Source organism: Desulfovibrio legallii (assembly GCF_004309735.1).
In the GTDB taxonomy this organism is placed as follows: Bacteria; Desulfobacterota; Desulfovibrionia; order Desulfovibrionales; family Desulfovibrionaceae; genus Desulfovibrio; species Desulfovibrio legallii.
The window spans coordinates 194,773-213,164 of the sequence record NZ_SIXC01000003.1; the positions used below are offsets into that span (position 1 = coordinate 194,773).

Below are 18,392 nucleotides of genomic sequence, written 5' to 3' on the forward strand. Positions count from 1 at the left end.
TTCCGGCGCATAAACTTGCCGCTGCAAACGTTGCGGACCTGATCTGCCGTGGGCGCTGCAGGTCCGGCCGTTTGTCGGCGGCGTCTGCGTCGCAGGTTCAGCCCGCGCCGCCGTCAACACATTGCATTATGTGCACTATCCTGGCAAGAAGTCATACCAGTACAAAAAGGTGAAGTCAAGGCGAATGCTTCAGGTGTGTCGCAGGCGCTGGCCTGCTCAGGCATTGATGCCGTCCGTGCGCTGCCACTGCCGCAGGTGTTCGTCAATATAGCGGCAGATGGCGGCGTGTTCTTCTTTGCCCGGACCGCTGATCTGCAGCGGAGGGGCAAAGCTGAAGCGTACGGGCAACCCCGGCCGGACCGGTCCAAGCTCCTTGATTTTTTTGCCCGTTCCCCAGGCGTCGGTCTTGAGCGCCAGGGGCACTACGGGCACGGCGGCTTTTTTGGCCAGTTTGATGCCGATGCTGTTGAACTGCTGGGGGGCAAAAATGCTGGAGCGGGTATGCTGGGGAAAAACAATGATAGAAATGCCCTTGCGCAGGCGCTCCAGGCCGCCTTCCAATACGGCCTTGAGGTCTTCGCGCGGGTTGGTGCGGCCCACCACAATGGGGTCGCGCGAACGCATTACCGGACCGAAAAAGGGCATGGTGGTGAGGCTTTGCTTGACCACAAAGGTCACGGGGCGGCGCGGCCGGATAATGCCGGGCAGCATAAAGGTTTCCAGCGTGCTCATGTGGTTGGCCACAAACAGGCAGGGGCCGTCCACGGCGTCAATGGCCTCCATGCCCTGAACCTCCACCGGGCAGCCCAGGCGCTCCATGAGGTCCGCTACCCAGACGCTGGCGTAGACCCAGGCCGCGTCATCGCACAGGCCGCGGGCGGCGCGGCGGCACAGCCAGCGCACCGGGCCCAGGAACAGGCGGCTGTAAAAACTGAGGGAAGGCAGCATGCGGCTGAACAGGCCCGTGCGCAGATCTGGGCTGCGGTAGGCGTTGCCGGTAAGGAATTTGGCGCAGAGCGCCCCGTCCTCAAAGGGATTCATGATTGCGGATCCGTTTTTTTGCTCTGGCGAAGCAGCCTGCGCCACCATTGGCTCAGGCGCGGTTCTTCGCCGTTGTCGCGGGGCTGGTAAAAACGCCGCCCTGCCAGTTCGGGCGGCAGGTAGTCCTGCGGCACCCAGGATTCGGGAACATTGTGAGGGTATTTGTATTCCTTGCCGTACCCCCAGTCTTTTTGCAGCTGGGTGGAAGGGTTGCGCAGATGCAGGGGCACAGCCCGCGCGCCGTTGAGCTTTACCTCGCGCGCGGCATTGAGGTAGGCCGCGTAACTGGAATTGCTTTTGCGGGCCAGGGCCAGGTAGGTGACGGTTTCCGCCAGGGGGATGAAGCCTTCGGGCATGCCCACAAATTCCACGGCCTGCTGGCAGGCCACAGCCAGGGAGAGGGCGGCGGGGTCGGCCAGGCCCACATCTTCGGAAGCGGAAAGGATGAGCCTGCGGCAGACAAAGCGCGGGTCTTCTCCCCCTTCCAGCAGGCAGGCCAGGTAGTAGAGGGCCGCGTCCACGTCGCTGCCCCGGATGGATTTGATCAGCGCCGAGGCCAGCTCATAGTGGCTGTCGCCGTCCTTGTCGTGGCGTTGCAGAATTTCGGGCAAAGCGGCCCTGACCTGCTCCAGTTCGCGGCGGTCTTCCGGCAGGACGGCCACATATTCCACCAGATTGAGCAGGGTGCGGGCGTCGCCGTGGGCTACGCCCGCCAGCAGGTCAGCCACGGGTTCGGCCAGTTCCAGGCCCAGATCCTTGGCTCCGCGCCGGGCCAGCTCCAGCATTTCCGCATGGCCCAAGGGGCGCAGGCGCAGCACATGCAGCCGCGAAAGCAACTGCCGGGTGACGCTGAAAGATGGATTTTCTGTAGTGGTGGCCAGCAGGGTCAGTTCGCCCGACTCCACCAAGGGCAGAAAAAAGTCCTGTTGCGCCTTGGAAAAACGATGCAGTTCGTCCAGCACCAGCACTTCCACGCCCGTAAGGGCGCGGCGCAAATGCTGCAAGCCGGCCTCGGGCGCGCTGAGGCGCAGGTACTTTTTCCCCGTGCCTTTGGCCAGCAGCAGGGCCAGGGTAGACTTGCCGCAGCCCGGCGGGCCGAAAAAGAGCAGACTGGGCAGGCGCTTGGCCTGCATGAGCGAACGCAGCCGCTCTCCCAGATGGCTTTGGCCCAAAAAAAGGTTCAGGTCGTCGGGGCGCAAACGTTCCGGCAAGGGCTGTTGTACGCTCACGCGGGGCTGCCTCCCCCGGCGTCCGGGCCGCCGGGCAGTTGCGCGGCCCACCAGTGCAGGCCCAGGCAGAGGGTGGCCGCCGTTTCGCAGCGCAGCACGCGGCCGCCCAGACTTACGGCCGTAAAGCCCGCTGTGCGCAGGGCCGCAAGCTCCCGCTCTGAAAAGCCGCCTTCAGGCCCGATGACATAGACGGTGAGGCCAGGGCGTCCGGCCAGGTCGGGGGTGAGCATGGGCACGCCGTCCTGCATTTCCCAGGGCAGAATGCGGTAGTCGGCCGTTGCCGCCAGGCTGACGAGCTGGTCCACACCGCCGGTGAGGGCGCGCACATCGGGCAGCCAGGCGTTGCCGCTTTGTTTGGCCCCGGCCACCATCTGCCCCCGGCAGGTTTCCCGCGCGGCGGCGGGCAGTCGGCCCTGGCTGTGGTCGCCCTGCCACAGCCACACGCCGTGAGCGCCCAGCTCCACGGCCTTTTCCATAAAAAAGCCACGCCGCACGGCCTTGCTGAAGGCCAGGGCCATGACGGCCAAAGCCTTGGGCCGGGGCAGCGTTTCTTCTTCCAGGCGTTCCAGGCGGGCGGATTTTTTGTTCACCGCGCGCAGTACAAAGCGCCCCCGGCGGCCCTGACCGTCCAGCAAGCCGACTTCGCAGCCGGGCGTCAGGCGCAGCACCTGCGCCAGGTGACGTGCTTCCTGCCCTTCCAGGCAGACGTCGGGCCCCCAGGCTTCCGGGGGCAGATAAAAGAAAGGTCCGTTCATGCGACAGCTGTATCCTTGCCCCCACGCGCCCGCCGCACAGCCTTGAAGCCGTCCTGCAGCGCCACGAGCCGGCCGTAGTTTTTGCGTATTTCCTGACCGGCTGGGGTCAGGGAGTCTTCAGGCGGCTCGAGGTAGGTGCGTTGCAGGTAGCGGTCGCCGAGGATGCGTTCCAAGCAGTTGATGATGTCGTCCACCAGGGCGGGAAAAAAGTTGACTATTTCAAACTGGAGTTCATTGAGCAAAGCCACGGCCTCGCGCAGGGCCTGTCGGTAGGTGAGGCGGCCGCCCTTGTGGCTGCGTCGGCAGATGTCCTCCAGGATGCGCACCCGGCGAGCCTGCTGGATGTAGCTGAAGCGGGTGCGCACCTCCTGATAAAGTTCGCGCAGGTTTTCAAAGACCTCGTCGTTGTCCGGCGAGTAGAGGTAGCTGGAAAGCACCTTGCTCACGTTGGAGAAAAATTCGTCGCTGTAGCTGATCATGCGGCGTTGGTGCTTGGTCAGCCAGCTGTAGAGGAATTTGAGGCGTTTTTCATGGGTGTCGGTATTTTCTACCACTTCGGTACGTTTGTAAATGATGCGTCCCGAGTATTCGCCCCGCACGATGTCGTTGAGGCGCAGAAACATGTTGGAAGTGTCCTTGATGATGTTGAGCCCGCGCAGGGGTTCGCCCGTGAGCGGGTGCAGCACTTCCTGAGCAATGACCGAGAGGGCGCGGTCCTGGCGCACGTTGCTGGAATCAAAGCTGTGCTGGCGGTAGGTTATGCGCAGGATGACCACGCGCCGGGGCTTGTCAAGAAAAAAGCCGTCGCGGTCAATGACTTCCAGGGCCTCTTCCTGGTCCTGATCCACGGCCACCAGGGCGATTTTTTCCAGCCGGGGGTAGCGCGTGTTTTCGCCTCCGGCAAAGTAGGTGGTGAGAGTGCGGTCGGTCTGGCCCAGCACGCGGAGCAGAAAACGCTCGCCCATTTTGTGCAGTTTGCGGGCGAACAGGGCGCTGGAGGTGCGTCGTTCCGAAACAATGGGAAAGCCGTAGAGCTCCATAAGATACTGGTACACGAACATACGGTTGCGTTCGTACATGTCGTTGTCGCCGTAGGCAAACTTGCCGATGCGGATGCCAAAGCGCTTAAGTTCGCTGTCGATATCGGAAGGAAAGGAGGCAAAGATGCCCGCCAGGTGAAAGGTGTTGTCCGCGCCCCAGGCCAGCACATGGGCCCTGTCCATGCTCAGCAGATAGGGCATGAGGGCAGGGTAGGTTTCCAGCAGCGCCGTGTCGGCGGAACGGAACTGCTGGCGGAACACGTCCTGGTGGCGGCGCGGCAGGCGCGAGGCCAGGGTCAGCAGGTTTTGTTCCATGACCTGGTTTTCCAGCGGGCAGCAGGCGCCTTCGCCTTCAATGATCACCGGGTGAAGTTTGTCGAACTGAAAAATTTCGGAAAAATAGTCCAGCTGCCGGGCAAAGGCCACCAGCGCAAAGCCCGGCAGCTCTTTGTATTCAAACATATCGTTGTCAAAGGAGGGCAGGAGCTCCCGGCTTTCAACCAGAGGGTAATTCTTGTTTTCCTGGTAGGGTTTGACCAGGCAGAAGCGGATGTGCACCGCGTCCAGAAACTGCTTGAGTTCAGGCAGTCCGCTGACGGCGACCGGGGCGGCAAGTTCGGCGGCGTCCTGCCAGGGCAGGCCGTTTTTGCTGAAAATTTCTTGCCATTTAATCATCCGCACGCCCCATCAGAGATTTTTTTGTCTATTTAGCTTTTTTTCAGAGATATTTCCAGAGGTAAAACCGGGATAATCCGCGCCTGCGCAAATTCGGGCTTGGGCCGGGGCCGCCGCGAGGACCGACGCGAGGCGCAAAAGCAGTTGCGGGCTTGAGCCCGCTTTGCTACAAGAAATGCGTTCCCTTACGCCGCCGTAGGCGCGGCCGCACCATCAACCCCACCCGCCATGACCTCCAATTCTCTTGAAAGACATATACTAAGCATTGTTTGCAGCGTGTTCGACGCCTACTCGGTGGTGCTGTTTCTGCCCGAAGAAGAAGGCGAGGCCCACCGCCTTACCGCCTTTTTCAGTCTGGGGGACAAAATCGCCGCCAATGCCACAGTGCTGCCGGGCAAAGGACTGGTGGGCTGGATAGTCCGCAACCGTCAACCCCTGCTGGTGCCCAATTTTGACCAGCGGCAGAGCAACCTTGGCTACTATGCCAGCGGGGAGGAAGGCAGCATCAAGGCCTTTATGGGCTGCCCCGTGCCCACGGGCGGCGCTCTCTGCGTGGACAGCAAGCGGCAGTATTCCTTTTCGGACAAGGACCACAAAATTCTGCAGATGTTTGCAGAGCTCATCGCCCGCCAGCAGGGCAGCCGCGGCCGTCAGGAGCTTGCCGGAGATATTCCGCGGTATTTCGCAGACTTGGGCGTCATTCAAGACCTGCGCTTCCGCTACAAGCGCTGGCCGCAGTTTCTGCACAACTACCTGCGCATCATGGTGGAGGCCACGGGCTTTGACTACTGCGCTTTTGCCTCAGTGGACCAGCCGGGCGAAACGTACTGTGTGGAAAGCGAATCGGCCCGGCTGCTGCTCACCGGTGAGGAGCCGCTCATTCTGCCCATGGGCAGCGGCATTACAGGCTGGGTTTTCCGCAACGACCAGCCCGTGGTGGCCGAAGGCGTGGAAGGCGCGCCGTCGGCCGTATTGTTCGGCAAACTGCCGGACATGCCGGATTTTCAGGCCGCCATGTGTATGCCCGTGATGGTCAACAAAAGCACCAGGGGCGTGCTCTGCCTCGCTCATACCACGCCCCGGCCCATAGACGAATCCATGCGCAGCTTTGTGCGCCAGGCTGTGGACCATCTGGCCCTGTTTCTGGAAAACCTGTATCTTAAAGTGCGCCTGCGCACCATGCTGCCCAGGGCCAGGGTGCACAGCGACGGGCCGCAGGTCTATGACCCGGATACGGCCCCCATGCCCGGAAGCAGCAAAGAATACTGAATATGTTCAGGCGACTGTTCCGCTTTCTTGCCAAAGATATCGCCATGGACCTGGGCACGGCCAACACCCTGCTCTATACCCGCGCCCAAGGCATTGTCATCAACGAGCCTTCCGTGGTGGCCATCGACACCCACAAGAATGCCGTGCTGGCTGTGGGCGCGGCCGCCAAAGACTATCTGGGCCGCACCCCCCAGCGCATCCGCGCCGTGCGCCCCATGAAGGACGGCGTCATCGCCGATTTCGACGTCACCCGCGAAATGATCGCCTACTTTGTGCGCAAGGCCATTACGGGGCTCAGGCTGGTCAAACCTTCCATGGTCATCTGCATCCCTTCGGGCATCACCCAGGTGGAGAAGCGCGCGGTCATTGATTCGGCCTTGCTGGCCGGCGCTGCGGACGTGGCTATGGTGGAGGAGCCTATGGCCGCCGCCATTGGCGCGGATCTGCCCGTGCACGAACCCCTGGGCAACCTGGTGCTGGACATCGGCGGCGGCACCAGCGAGGTGGCGGTCATTACCCTGGCGGGCATTGCTAACGCCCAGTCCGTGCGGGTGGCGGGCGACGCCATGAACATGGCCGTGCAGCGCTATCTGCGCGACGTCTTTCGGATGGAAGTGGGCGAAAACACGGCGGAGAACGTCAAAAAGATTCTGGGCTCGGCCCTGCCGCAGCCCAATGCCCCCGTGCTGGAGGTTTCCGGCAAGGATCTGGTCTGCGGCGCGCCCCGCGTGGTGCAGATCACCGAAGGGCACATCCGTGAGGCCCTGCGCGAGCCTGTGCAGGCCATTCTGGGCGCGGTGCTGCGCGCTCTTGAAAAAACCCCGCCGGAACTGGCGGCGGACATCTACCGCAACGGCATGCTCATGGCCGGGGGAGGCTCTTTACTTAAGGGACTGGACCAGTACATTGCCCAGGAAACGCGGCTCAAGGTCTTTGTGGACAAAGACCCTCTGACCACGGTGCTGCGCGGCACGGCCCGCGCCATGCTGGACCGGCAGGCTTACCACGCCGTTTTCATCAACTGAAAGGATAGTGCAGCATGAAGGCTTGGACGTCCCTGTGGCGGGACTGCGTGGAAATTGTGCGCCAAAGCGGCGGCATTGTGCGCGAACACTGGTCCAGGCCCAGCGAGGTGCGCCACAAGGGCCGCATTGATCTGGTCACCCAGACGGACCTGGCCGTGGAGGCTTTTCTTAAGGAGCGTCTGGGGGCATTATTGCCCGAAGCCGCCTTTCTGGCGGAGGAGAGCAGCCGTGCGGACGCCGAGCCCACGGGGCTGTGCTGGATCATCGACCCCGTGGACGGCACCACCAATTTTGTGCACCGCATCCCGCAGGTGGGCACCTCCGTAGCTCTGTGGCATGAAGGGCGGGCAGAGCTGGGCGTGGTCAACGTGCCCATGCTGGACCAGTGCTTTTACGCGGCGCGTGGTGAAGGGGCCTTTTGCAACGAGGCGCCCATTGCCGTGAGCCGGGCGGCCGCCCTTGCCGACGCCCTGGTGGGCACGGGTTTCCCGTACGATTTTACAGACCGGCTTGACCGTGTGCTGGACCGTCTGCAGCTGGCGCTGCCCCGCACCCAGGGGCTGCGCCGCATGGGGGCGGCCTCGGTGGATCTGGCCTATGTGGCCTGCGGCAAGCTGGACATTTTTTATGAAGAGGGCCTCAAGCCCTGGGATTTTGCCGCCGGCGTCCTGCTGGTGGAAGAGGCGGGCGGACGGGTCAGCAACCTGACCGGCGCGCCCCTGCGTTTTGGGCAGACCGTGCTGGCCAGCAACGGCCTGCTCCACGCGCAGGCCGTGGATCTGCTGGGCCCCACCAGCGAGGATTGACAACCCGGCGACGCGGTTCAGCGCGGACGCACGTATCCGGCCTGCACAGCCCCGCGCAACAGTGGGGTGAGCAGCTCGCCGAAGTGCGCGGCCATGCCCCGCAGTTCGTCGTAGTCCGCCAGAAGGTGGCGCTCGGCGTCTTTGCCCCTGGCCAGTGCCTGGGAGAGCGGCAGCCGCGCTTCAAAAAAAGCTACAAAGGCGTTGCGGCTTTCCGTGCAGGGCGCAGCCATGCCCAAGGGCAGTACGCGGCAGGCGGGGTCCAGCCCGTCTGCACGCAGCAGGTCGCGGGCGCAGTCCTCAAAGGCCTGCCCGGCAGGCACCCGCGCGTAGGCCGAAAAGCCCCAGCCCAGTTCCGGCCAAAAGGTCAGCAAGGCGCGGCTGTTTTTATCCCGCAGCAGCAGGGCCACGGCCCGGTGGGGCAGGCCCTGGCGCAGCACGCTGGCCGCGTGCAGCAGGCAGACGGGGGTATTGCTTTTGTCCACCACCTCCAGCAGGAGGCGGCTGGGCGAGTGCTGGAAGGCGTAGGGGGAGGATATGCTTACACGGCCTGCGGGCGACATTGGTCCTGTCCTTAAATGTCTGAACGCCGACCATGCAACGGCCTTGGCCACGCTGGAACGGCGCTGTTTTTCCCTGCCCTGGTCCGAAGAGCAGTGCCGCGCAGCCTTTGCCCAACGGGCCTTTGCGGCCCTGGGCCTCTGGACGGGGCGGACGCTCTGCGGCTACATTTCCGTATACCACACGGCGGACGAACTGGAAATACTCAATCTGGCCGTGAGCCCGGATCTGCGGCGGCGCGGGCTGGGGCGGCGGCTGCTGCGGACGGCCTTGCGGCTTGCCGCCAAAGGGGGTATTATGAAGGTTCTGCTGGAAGTGCGCGCCGGCAATGCGCCCGCGGTTTCCCTGTACGAAAGCTGCGGCTTTCAGCGCGTGGGGCTGCGCAAAGGCTATTATGTGGACACCGGCGAAGATGCGCATGTGTACGCATTGTCTTTGCTCCCCGCAGCGCTCCAACCCAAGAGGACAGCATGAGAACCATCATCGCGGCCAACTGGAAAATGTTTAAAACCCGTGCGGACGCGGCAAGCTGTGCCGTGGACCTGGCGCGCGGGCTGGAAGGCGGGCTGCCTGCCGGGCGCGAGGTGCTGATTTTCCCTCCGTACACGGCTCTGACTGTGGTAGCGGAGGCTGTGGCCAAGACCCCCGGCCTGGCCGTGGGCGGGCAGAACGTCTATCCTGAGTCCGAAGGGGCTTTTACCGGCGAAATTTCTCCGGCCATGCTGCGGGACGCCGGCGCTTCCTGGGTGCTGGCCGGCCACTCGGAGCGCCGCAGCCTGTTTTGCGAAGACCCGGCCTTTGTGGCCCGCAAGACGGTCTTTGCGCTGGAGCAGGGCCTTAACGTCATGCTCTGCGTGGGCGAAACCCTGACGCAGCGCGAAGCCGGGCATCTTGAGGCCGTACTGGAGGCGCAGCTTGCGCCCGTGTGCGCTGCCCTGCCGCCCGCTCTGACCGGTGAAGCCCTGGCCCGGCGCCTGGCCGTAGCCTACGAACCAGTGTGGGCCATCGGCACAGGCAAGGTGGCGGGCCCGCCGGAGGTGCAGGAAGCCCATGCCGTAACGCGCGCCCTTTTGCATCGCGCCTTGGGCGATGCGGCCGTGCAGCTGCCCATTTTGTACGGCGGCAGCGTCAAGCCTGCCAACGCTGCAACCCTGCTGGGCCTTGACAATGTGGACGGCCTTCTGGTAGGGGGTGCCTCTTTGGAGGCGCAGAGTTTTTTGCAAATCGTTTTCTGCTGACGTTGCCGGCCCCGGCCGGGAACGTTGACTCGCGGCCCCTTGCCGTCGCGCGCCTTTTTGTCACGCCAATCCGCTTTGGAGGAATCTGTGCAGACTCTTATCCTGACGCTGCATATTATTGTCTGCGTACTGTTGGTCATTCTTATTCTGCTTCAGGCGGGCAAGGAAGGCATGGGCGTCATTTTCGGCGGGGGCAACAGCTCGGTCTTCGGCAGCGGCGGCGCGGGCGGCATCCTGGCCAAGCTCACCACGCTTATGGCCGTTATTTTTGTGATCACTTCTCTGAGCTACACCTATGTGACCAGCTCCCGTCCCAGTTCGGAATCTACCATCCTGAACGTGAAGATTGAGGATACCGCCGCTCCGGCCAAGTCGGCCGCGCCCGTTCAGACCCCCGCTGTTCCGGCCCAGAAAGCCGTACCGGCGGCCCCGGACAAGAGCGCCGCACCCGCCACAGAGCCGTCGACTCCGCCTGTGGCCCCGCAGGGCGCGCCCGCCGCGTCCGGTCAGGCAGCCCCGGCCGCGGGAGCTTCCGGCAAATAGTTTTTCGCCGCGCGGAGCGTGGGGCGGCGCTTGCGTCGGCCCTGCCGCAAACGTATGCTTACGGCCGTGGGGCAAGCCCTGCGGCCGTATCTTTTTGGGGGGACCGCATTCGGCGCGCCCAGTGAGGAGAGTGTCATGGCCGATCAGGAAGAAAGTTTCGGCGAAAATCCGTTTCGTCGCCTCAAGGTCGGGGATTTTCCGCAGCGTAAGGACGCGGCGCGCGCGGAGGTCAATATGCGGTCCACGCACATGCGCCGACGGCCCGCAGGCCCGGCAGACGCTTCTACGGCTGCTCCCGCAGCGTCCCCTGAAGACGCGCGGGACGCGGAGCTTTTTTTGCGGGCCATGAGCCGGGTACACCCCACGCGGCGCAGCAGGAAACCTGAAGGCTTTACCCTGACCGAGCGGCAGGCTTTGCCCGGCAGCGCCGGCGCAAAAACGCAGGAGCGCGCGCGTCAGAGCGCGTCCGCGGCGGACCGGGCCCCGGCCGCCGCCACACCCTGTGGCGCAGGCCTTGCACTACCGAGATCGGGTTCAGCAATGGTCGGAGAGGCGCAACCCGCTGCCCGGCCGGGGCAGGGTGCGGCCGCAGACGACGAAGCCGCCGCTTTTCTGCAGGCCGTGCGCGAGGCCACGCCCCTGGTCGGCAAGGGGCGTGCCGTGGCTCCCGCTCCCGCGCCGGGCACGCCGCCGGTCCAGGGTGAGCTGAGCCTGCAGGATTTTATGGACGGCAAGCTGGAGTTTGCCCTCTCGTTTACCGACGAATACCTTGAAGGCTATGTGGTGGGCCTGGACCCGCTGATCCTCAACAAGCTGCGGGCTGGTTCCCTGAGCCCGGAAGCCCATATGGACCTGCACGGGCTGACTGTAGAGCAGGCCTTTGAAGCCCTGCGGGGCTTTTTGCGCGGCAGTTGGTACAAGGGCCTGCGAACCGTGCTGGTGGTGCCGGGGCGGGGCCGCAATTCGCCCGATGGCCAGGGCGTGCTGCGCGGCAAGCTGCAGACCTGGCTGACTCAGGAGCCTTTCAAACGGGTAGTGCTGGCCTTCTGCACGGCGCAGCCCCATGACGGCGGTCCGGGCAGCGTTTATGTGCTGTTGCGCAAATACCGCAAAAAGGGCCGGGTTTACTGGGAGCGCCTGCCCGCCGACGCAGACCTTTATCGCGACTTCTGACCGTTGCAGTGTGTGTAGGGCGTTCTGTCGGAATCCATGCGCACGGGCCTGCAAAACCCGCGTTTCCTGCCCGGATATGGCGTCGGAGATACGCTGACGCGGCGTAAGAGTGCGGCAATCCCGCCAACGGCGAGCGTCGGGGTTCTTTGGGAGCACTGCCGCACCCTGTGCCGACGCGGTGTGGCGGCCCCATGCCGGACAGGTATCCTTTGTTTGTCAACTCCGTCCTCTTGACAAAAATGCAACAATATATCATTGCATTTTTGCGCGCTGTTCCGGATCCTGCGGCGGCGCGCGGTATGTCTGTACAACAGGCCGGTTGCGCTCGGGCATTGCAACCTTGAAATGCCCTGGCGGTTGCGCAAGCAGCCGCCTGTCGTGGAGGCAAAAGCGCAAGTTACTTGCGCGGTTAAGCGCCGGGACGAGCGTCCGTAACCTTTGAGAATACATATCCTCAGAGGCAATATGTTCTAAGGGAACACGTTCTAAGGATTGGTGAGCCATGAGCGGTAGGACAAAAACCCCCGCCGGATCCGACGGACTGCGGGAAGTGCGCGGCGTGCGGCTGACCCTTCTGCGGCAGCGGGTGCTGACGGTGCTGGAAGAGGCGGGCGAGCCGGTAAAGGCTTACGCCATTCTGGAGGCGTTGCGACAACCGGCGGCCCGGCCCATTCCCCCGGCCAGCGTCTATCGGGCGCTGGATTTTTTGCAGCAGCACGGTCTGGCCCACAAGCTGGAAACGCTCAACGCCTTTGTGGCCTGTACGCGCGCCTGTGCGGGCCCAAGCACGCCCGTGTTTTTGCTGGTCTGCGACCGTTGTCGCCAGAGTCGCGAAGTGCGCAACCCTGCCTTGTACACGACTATTGATCGGGCACTGCGCGGCGAAGGTTTTGCGCTGGGCGGGGGAACCATAGAAATCAGAGGGCGTTGCGCAGCCTGCGCCGACGCCGACCTGCAGGAAAGTCTTGATGCGGACAACAACAAATAGTTGTGCGGCCTTGGCCGCGCCTTTTTCTCCCTTGAGCTGGTCAGTCTGGCGCAGGCTGGCCGTGGCGGCGGCGCTGTGCGCGTTGCTCTGGGGCGTGGTCTGGTGGGCCTTATGAGCCGACAGCCCCGCCCCATCAGCGTTTGCGATCTTTCTTTGTCCTACAGTCGGCATCCCGCCGTGCGGCATTTGTGCTGCCATTTTGCGCCCGGCAGTCTTACGGCTGTGGTGGGGCCCAACGGCGCGGGAAAATCCACGTTGCTCAAGGCCCTGGCGGGCCTGTTGCCGCCCAGAGGGGGGCGCATCGACCTGGGCGGGCAGAGCGTCAGAGACCTGGCCTATCTGCCCCAGCAAGCCGCCATTGACCGCTCTTTTCCCATTACTGTGCAGGACATGGTCTCCTTGGGGCACTGGCCGCGCGTGGGGGCTTGGGGCGCGCTGGGCCGGGCACAGTGGCAGGCCGTGCAGGCCGCGCTGGCGGCTTTGGATCTGGCGGATTTCGGCGCGCGGCCCATCAGCGCCCTTTCCGTGGGGCAGTTCCAGCGCGTGCAGTTTGCGCGTCTGCTGCTGCAGGACGCGCCCGTGATCTTGCTGGATGAGCCCTTCACCGCTCTGGACGCGCGCACCACCGATGATCTGCTGGCTTTGGTGCGGCGCTGGCACATTGAAGGGCGCACCGTGGTGGCGGTGATCCACGATCTGGAGCAGGTGCGGGCGCACTTTCCGCAGAGCCTGCTTTTTGCCCGTGACCCCATTGCCTTTGGCCCCACGGCGCAGGTGCTTACGTCGGGCAATCTGGCCCGGGCGCGGGATCTTTCCGCCCGCTGGGACGGCCCGCTGGAGGAGCAGAACAGCCCGGCGGCGCATGGGGCGGAGGGGGGAGCGGCATGACCACGTTGTGGACGTTGTTTTGTCAGCCCTTTGCGGAATTTGCCTTCATGCGCCACGCCCTGGCGGCCATCCTGGCCCTGGCTCTGGGCTGCGGCCCGGTGGGCACCTTTCTGGTACTGCGGCGCATGAGCCTTATGGGCGACGCCCTGTCCCACGCCGTACTGCCGGGGGTGGCGGCGGGCTTTTTGCTCTGCGGGCTTTCGCTCACGGCCATGACTGTGGGCGGTTTTCTGGCCGGGCTGGGCGTGGTGGTGGCGGCGGGCCTGGTTTCGCGCTACACCCCCCTGCGCGAGGACGCCAGCCTGGCGGCCCTGTATCTGATTTCCCTGGCTTTGGGGGTGCTGTTGGTTTCGCTGCGGGGCAACAGTATGGACCTCATGCACGTCTTGTTCGGTTCCATCCTGGCCGTGGACGACGCCTCCCTGTTGCTGGTGGCCGGCGTGGCCAGCGTGAGTCTGCTGACCTTGGCCCTGATCTACCGCCCCTTGGTGGTGGAATGCTTTGACCCCGGTTTTCTCCGCTCCGTGGGGGGCGGGGGCCCTTGGGTGCACACCTTGTTCATGGCCCTGGTGGCCCTCAACCTGGTGGGCGGCTTTCGCGCTCTGGGCACGCTTATGGCCGTGGGGCTGCTGGTGCTGCCTGCTACGGCGGCCCGCTTCTGGGCCGGGCAGGTCTGGTCCCAGGCTCTTGTGGCTACGGGCATTGCCATGTTTTCCGGCTACCTGGGGCTGCTGTGCTCGTACTACTGGAACCTGCCGTCCGGCCCGGCCATTGTGCTCACCGCCGGGGCCTGTCATTGCGTTTCTTTGTTTGTGGGGCCGCGGCAGGGGCTGGTCTTCCTGCGGCGGCGCGCTCGCGGCGCGCAAGGGCAATAACCCCGGCTGTGCCGGGCATCTGGAGGTAGATTTATGCGACGGTTTGGAATGGGTGTTTGCGCTCTTGTTTTCGCATTTGTTTTTGGTTTTGCGCTGCCGGGCGCACAGAACGCTCTGGCCGCGCCGCTCAAGGTGGTGACCAGCTTTTCCATCTTGGGCGACATGGTTAAAAATGTGGGCGGCGACCTGGTGCGCGTGACCACCTTGGTGGGCCCCGATGCGGATACCCACGTTTATCAGCCCAGCCCCGCCGACGCCAAGGCCGTGGCCCAGGCCGACTTGGTGGTGGTCAACGGCCTGCACCTGGAGGGCTGGATGGACCGGCTGGTGCAGACTTCCGGCTACAAGGGCGTGGTGGTGACCGCCAGCAAGGGCGTGCGCACCCGCACTATGGTGGATGAAGAAGAAGGCGGCAAAAAGGTGACGGATCCCCACGCCTGGCAGAGCCTGGACAACGGGCGCATCTATGTGCGGAATATTGCTGACGGCCTGGCCGCGGCGGACCCGGCCCACGCCGCCGCATACCGCAAAAACGCCGGAATGTATCTGGGCAGGATCGGCGAGACCGAAGGCTGGGTCCGCAAGATGTTGGGCAGCGTGCCCAAGGCGGAGCGCAAAATTATTACTTCGCACGATGCCTTCGGCTATTTCGGCGATGCCTATGGTCTGACCCTGCTTTCGCCGCAGGGCCTTTCCACCGAAGCAGAGGCTTCTGCCCGCGACGTGGGCGCGCTCATCCGGCAGATCAAGGCGGAAGGCATCAAAGCCCTGTTTGTGGAAAACATGACCGACCCGCGTCTGGTGGAGAACATCGCCAAAGAAACCGGAGCCAAGCCCGGCGGCGAACTGTACGCTGACGCCCTTTCTGGACCGGAGGGGCCCGCGCCCACGTATCTGGACATGTTTCGGCACAACGTCACGGTTCTGGTAAAGGCCCTGCGCCCGTAACAATCGCGCTCGCGCCAAAAGAGGCGGCAACTACAGAAAAGGGTTGGGGCAAAAGCCTCAACCCTTTTCGCTATCTCTTCGTTATAGAAAATTCCCCTGCATTGGCCCCGTTTCCTTCGACGCTTTCCTGTCGGGGACAGCACTATTTAGAGCAGTTAGCGAATGAAATGAGCTAACTGCTCTGCAAGGATTTTCTTGAAAATCCTTGCCACGAAATGCGAGAAGGCAGGCTTTTGCCTGCCGTAAGCGAGCATTTCAAGTGTTAAATGCTCTAGCCGAAGGCATGTCCGGCAGTAAGGGGGCTCGCGGCCTTCACTCCGGTCAGCGGCAAAGCCCGCCTTCTGTCCAATGGTTCCAGCAGCAGGTTCGTCGCCTCTGTCTTGTCCTCAAAAAAGATGGCGTCCTCTTGTCGCCTCTGGGCAATGATGGGAATTTTGCGCACGTTGTGCAGCTCCAAGAGGGTCTGGGTGGAGTGGACTGGCGCGGCGTGGCCAACCTCATGCTGCCGGATAAAACGTGTAGGTTGGGTGGGCGTTCAATCAAAGCAACAGTTGTGCAAAAATGAACAAGTACAGTGTATATTGTGCAAAAAAGAACGTATTGAATGGTAAAAAAATTAAAAATTACAACAGAACAAATGCGTTTGAAGGCTTGCAAAGGTATTTCGTGTGCGGTATATTCCTTTTCAAGGATTTCAAAACTTCTTTAAGAAGTCCTTTGTGATGGCAAATGCACTGCATAACTAAAGGAGTCACGTATGAGCACGGATCTTAAAAGCATGCATATGGGGCAGATCACTTCTTTCTTCATCCCCAATGTTACGCTTGTGGGCGAGGGATGTTCTAAAGAGATTCCCGCCCGTCTGAAGAGCATCGGTGGCAAAAAACCTCTGGTCGTTACTGACCAGGGCATTGTCAAAGCCGGTATTCTCAAGCAGATTACGGATATCCTTGATGCCGCCAAGATGAAGTATGCGGTTTATGACAAAACCGTGCCCAACCCCACGGATAAAAACGTGGCTGAAGCCTTTGGCATGTACACTGCCGAAAAGTGCGACAGCCTCATTACCCTTGGCGGCGGCAGCTCCCATGACTGCGGCAAGGGCGTGGGCTTTTTGGCCGGCAACGGCGGGCGCATCCACGACTACGAAGGCGTGGACAAATCCACCAAGCCCTTCCCGCCCTATGTGGCCGTGAACACCACGGCCGGTACTGCTTCGGAAATGACCCGCTTCTGCATCATCACCGACACTTCCCGTAAGGTGAAGATGGCCATTGTGGATTGGCGTTGCACCCCCAGCGTGGCCATTGACGACCCCATCCTCATGATGGGCATGCCCCCGGCCCTGACCGCCGCCACCGGCATGGACGCCCTGACCCACGCCGTGGAGGCCTATGTGTCCACGGCCGCTACGCCCATGACTGACGCCTGCGCCGAAAAGGCCATGGAATACATTAACCGCTACCTGCGCCGGGCTGTGGCCAACGGCCGCGACAAAGAAGCCCGCGAAGGCATGTGCTACGCCCAGTATCTGGCCGGTATGGCCTTCAACAACGCGAGCCTGGGCCACGTGCACGCCATGGCCCACCAGCTGGGCGGCTTTTATGACCTGCCCCACGGCGAGTGCAATGCCATCCTGCTGCCCCATGTGTGCGAATACAACCGTATTTCCAGCCGTCGCCGCTTTGGCCGCATCGCTCAGCTGCTGGGTGAGCTCACCCAGGGCCTGAGCGCTGACGAGGCCTCCCGCAAGGCCATTGCCGCCATCAACATCCTGTCCAAAGATGTGGGCATTCCGGAAGGCCTCGTTGCTCTGGGCAAAAAGTACGGCAAGAACGTGCGTGAGGAAGACATCCCCACCATGACCGCCAATGCGCAGAAGGACGCCTGCGGGCTTACCAACCCCCGCACCATGACGGACGCCGCTGTGGCCGCCATCTACAAGGCCGCTCTGTAATCATCTTTTAAAGACAAAAACATACGACCTCTTGGGCGCAAGGCTCAGGAGGTCGTATGTTTTTATATGCCGGGATATTCCCGCTACGGCCCTGCACTGCGGCTTTCGCGGTCGTTATCTGGCATCTCCCCCGCGGTGCGGAGGCTTTTGTCGGCTGGGCGTTTGCTGAAGGGGCAATGGCGCGGTGCAGCGGGCAAAGGCAAAATCTGCTGGGGTGTGCCCGCGGCCGCGCCATATGCCCTGCAGGTTTTCTTAGAACATGCTGTTTCCGTTGGCCGACTGTTCCAGAACATCCTGAATGACGTCCCAGTGTTCCACAATCTTGCCGTCTTTGACGCGGAAGATGTCAAGCACCGCCTGTCCTCTGTCTGTGGCTGTATTGGTGGAATGCACATGCAGCCAGACCAGATCGCCGGACGTGGCCGTGCGCACTATACGCGCCTTTGATTGGGGCGTTCCTTTAAAAAATTTGGTGAAGTAGTCCACAAACGGTTTTTTCCCGTCCGGTACGTCGGGATTGTGCTGGATATAGTCTTCACTGATGACTTCTGCGGCGTGCGCCACGTCATGTTTGTTAAAAAACTGGTCATAGAACTGCACGACCAGTTTGCGGTTAGCTTCTTCTGCGGACAGGTTGCGCTGTTCCTGTGCCATGGCCTGCACGGCCAACGGCAGGCTTATGACCGCCATAAGTGCTGCCAATGCGAGAGGGCGAACCATTAAAGCTCCTTTATTTTACAGTTTTGGCTGTTATCTCTGTCGGTTGAGCCATTGCGGCGGGCGCGGCAGAGTTGTTTTCATGGTTTCCATTTGATACAAGGTCCATATTCTGGACAAAGCATAGGCGAATTGTGGACGCGTGCAAGGAGTCGCAAAAAAATTATCAGGTCAGACAACAGTGACCAAGGTAGGGGAAGAAAGATGAAAGAGAACGCGCCGCAGCGTGCCGAGGCGGTTTTTGCGCAGCCTTGTCCCATCCGCGATGTGCTCGACCGTATTGGCGATCAATGGAGCCTGCTTGTGCTGGAAGCCCTGGACGGCAAGACGTTGCGGTTTAGTGCACTGTTGCGCGAACTGGACGACATTTCAAAACAGATGCTGGCAAAAACGCTCAGAAATTTGGAGCAGGATGGGTATTTGCTGCGCACGGTATATCCGGAGGTGCCGCCACGTGTGGAATATCAACTGACGGAATTGGGCAAATCCTTTTTGACGCCCATGAAAGTGCTGGTGCACTGGGCCGCCGCCAACCATGCCGCCATTTGCGACGCGCGTGCTGTATATGAAAAGCGGGCCGTTACTGCCACGCAAGGGGCACTGCCCCTGTGACATGCAAATCGGGGCCTGGCGACACTTGGAAGTGCATAAAAGAAGTTAGAGCAGT

20 protein-coding genes are annotated in these 18,392 nt (G+C 62.3%); 13 read left to right on the plus strand and 7 right to left on the minus strand.

What is annotated here, in order from left to right; translation table 11 throughout:
• Window positions 1–216: 216 nt before the first annotated feature.
• Genes EB812_RS03400 through EB812_RS03415 form a run of 4 tightly spaced genes read right to left on the minus strand, consistent with a single transcriptional unit; the run spans window position 217 to window position 4,740 of the window.
• Window positions 217–1,041: a lysophospholipid acyltransferase family protein gene (locus EB812_RS03400; RefSeq protein WP_118230022.1), complete on the minus strand. Its 825-nt coding sequence runs from the start codon at window positions 1,039–1,041 to the stop codon at window positions 217–219.
• The gene (locus tag EB812_RS03405; protein ID WP_118230021.1) at window positions 1,038–2,270 is read right to left on the minus strand and encodes a replication-associated recombination protein A; all 1,233 of its coding nucleotides are present in this window, start codon (window positions 2,268–2,270) and stop codon (window positions 1,038–1,040) included. Before EB812_RS03405 ends, EB812_RS03400 begins: the two co-directional genes overlap by 4 nt.
• Window positions 2,267–3,025: a 16S rRNA (uracil(1498)-N(3))-methyltransferase gene (locus tag EB812_RS03410; protein ID WP_118230020.1), complete on the minus strand. Its 759-nt coding sequence runs from the start codon at window positions 3,023–3,025 to the stop codon at window positions 2,267–2,269. The genes EB812_RS03405 and EB812_RS03410 overlap by 4 nt, the downstream gene beginning before the upstream one ends.
• Entirely contained in the window at window positions 3,022–4,740 is a 1,719-nt protein-coding gene (locus tag EB812_RS03415) for a hypothetical protein (protein ID WP_118230019.1), read from the minus strand. The genes EB812_RS03410 and EB812_RS03415 overlap by 4 nt, the downstream gene beginning before the upstream one ends.
• A 276-nt stretch (window positions 4,741–5,016) precedes the next feature.
• On the opposite strand from EB812_RS03415, the gene EB812_RS03420 reads away from it, so the two are divergent.
• From EB812_RS03420 to EB812_RS03430, 3 genes are read left to right on the plus strand one after another with little or no spacing between them, the layout of a single operon-like run.
• Window positions 5,017–6,009 (plus strand): GAF domain-containing protein, encoded by a 993-nt coding sequence (locus tag EB812_RS03420; protein ID WP_236031553.1) that lies wholly within the window; start codon window positions 5,017–5,019, stop codon window positions 6,007–6,009.
• A 2-nt stretch (window positions 6,010–6,011) separates the two neighbouring features.
• A complete protein-coding gene (gene mreB, locus EB812_RS03425; protein ID WP_118230017.1) occupies window positions 6,012–7,034 on the plus strand; it encodes a rod shape-determining protein in 1,023 nt (340 codons plus the stop codon).
• A gap of 14 nt (window positions 7,035–7,048) precedes the next feature.
• Window positions 7,049–7,840 (plus strand): inositol monophosphatase family protein, encoded by a 792-nt coding sequence (locus EB812_RS03430; RefSeq protein WP_118230016.1) that lies wholly within the window; start codon window positions 7,049–7,051, stop codon window positions 7,838–7,840.
• A gap of 17 nt (window positions 7,841–7,857) precedes the next feature.
• Here EB812_RS03430 and EB812_RS03435 read toward each other — a convergent pair whose 3' ends face one another.
• Window positions 7,858–8,400 carry an NUDIX hydrolase gene (locus EB812_RS03435; RefSeq protein ID WP_118230015.1) on the minus strand — a complete coding sequence of 181 codons (543 nt, stop codon included), beginning with the start codon at window positions 8,398–8,400 and terminating at the stop codon, window positions 7,858–7,860.
• Between EB812_RS03435 and rimI the strand changes: the two genes are divergently transcribed.
• The 8 genes from rimI (at window position 8,375) to EB812_RS03475 (ending at window position 15,051) form a co-directional block, all read left to right on the plus strand.
• A complete protein-coding gene (gene rimI, locus EB812_RS03440; protein WP_118230045.1) occupies window positions 8,375–8,872 on the plus strand; it encodes a ribosomal protein S18-alanine N-acetyltransferase in 498 nt (165 codons plus the stop codon). The genes EB812_RS03435 and rimI overlap by 26 nt on opposite strands.
• Window positions 8,869–9,636, plus strand: coding sequence for a triose-phosphate isomerase (tpiA, locus tag EB812_RS03445; protein ID WP_118230014.1), 768 nt, complete (start codon window positions 8,869–8,871; stop codon window positions 9,634–9,636). Before rimI ends, tpiA begins: the two co-directional genes overlap by 4 nt.
• 87 nt (window positions 9,637–9,723) lie before the next feature.
• Window positions 9,724–10,179 carry a preprotein translocase subunit SecG gene (gene secG / locus EB812_RS03450; RefSeq protein WP_118230013.1) on the plus strand — a complete coding sequence of 152 codons (456 nt, stop codon included), beginning with the start codon at window positions 9,724–9,726 and terminating at the stop codon, window positions 10,177–10,179.
• A 135-nt stretch (window positions 10,180–10,314) separates the two neighbouring features.
• Window positions 10,315–11,352 (plus strand): Smr/MutS family protein, encoded by a 1,038-nt coding sequence (locus EB812_RS03455; RefSeq protein WP_130957830.1) that lies wholly within the window; start codon window positions 10,315–10,317, stop codon window positions 11,350–11,352.
• Window positions 11,353–11,854: 502 nt separating this feature from the next.
• Window positions 11,855–12,340: a Fur family transcriptional regulator gene (locus tag EB812_RS03460; protein WP_130957831.1), complete on the plus strand. Its 486-nt coding sequence runs from the start codon at window positions 11,855–11,857 to the stop codon at window positions 12,338–12,340.
• A gap of 75 nt (window positions 12,341–12,415) precedes the next feature.
• A complete protein-coding gene (locus tag EB812_RS03465) occupies window positions 12,416–13,228 on the plus strand; it encodes a metal ABC transporter ATP-binding protein (RefSeq protein ID WP_242621178.1) in 813 nt (270 codons plus the stop codon).
• Window positions 13,225–14,103 carry a metal ABC transporter permease gene (locus tag EB812_RS03470; protein WP_118230010.1) on the plus strand — a complete coding sequence of 293 codons (879 nt, stop codon included), beginning with the start codon at window positions 13,225–13,227 and terminating at the stop codon, window positions 14,101–14,103. Before EB812_RS03465 ends, EB812_RS03470 begins: the two co-directional genes overlap by 4 nt.
• Before the next feature lie 48 nt (window positions 14,104–14,151).
• Window positions 14,152–15,051, plus strand: coding sequence for a metal ABC transporter substrate-binding protein (locus EB812_RS03475; RefSeq protein WP_242621179.1), 900 nt, complete (start codon window positions 14,152–14,154; stop codon window positions 15,049–15,051).
• A 271-nt stretch (window positions 15,052–15,322) separates the two neighbouring features.
• Here EB812_RS03475 and EB812_RS11645 read toward each other — a convergent pair whose 3' ends face one another.
• Window positions 15,323–15,493, minus strand: a complete 171-nt coding sequence (locus EB812_RS11645) for a hypothetical protein (protein WP_165450881.1) — start codon at window positions 15,491–15,493, stop codon at window positions 15,323–15,325.
• Window positions 15,494–15,808: 315 nt separating this feature from the next.
• Here EB812_RS11645 and EB812_RS03480 point away from each other — a divergent pair, with 315 nt between their 5' ends.
• The gene (locus EB812_RS03480) at window positions 15,809–17,008 is read left to right on the plus strand and encodes an iron-containing alcohol dehydrogenase (protein ID WP_118230007.1); all 1,200 of its coding nucleotides are present in this window, start codon (window positions 15,809–15,811) and stop codon (window positions 17,006–17,008) included.
• 252 nt (window positions 17,009–17,260) lie between these two features.
• Here the strand turns inward: EB812_RS03480 and EB812_RS03485 are convergent, their stop codons facing one another.
• Window positions 17,261–17,728: a nuclear transport factor 2 family protein gene (locus tag EB812_RS03485; protein ID WP_118230006.1), complete on the minus strand. Its 468-nt coding sequence runs from the start codon at window positions 17,726–17,728 to the stop codon at window positions 17,261–17,263.
• Window positions 17,729–17,929: 201 nt separating this feature from the next.
• On the opposite strand from EB812_RS03485, the gene EB812_RS03490 reads away from it, so the two are divergent.
• Window positions 17,930–18,337 (plus strand): winged helix-turn-helix transcriptional regulator, encoded by a 408-nt coding sequence (locus EB812_RS03490; protein WP_118230005.1) that lies wholly within the window; start codon window positions 17,930–17,932, stop codon window positions 18,335–18,337.
• The last annotated feature ends 55 nt before the right edge of the window (window positions 18,338–18,392 follow it).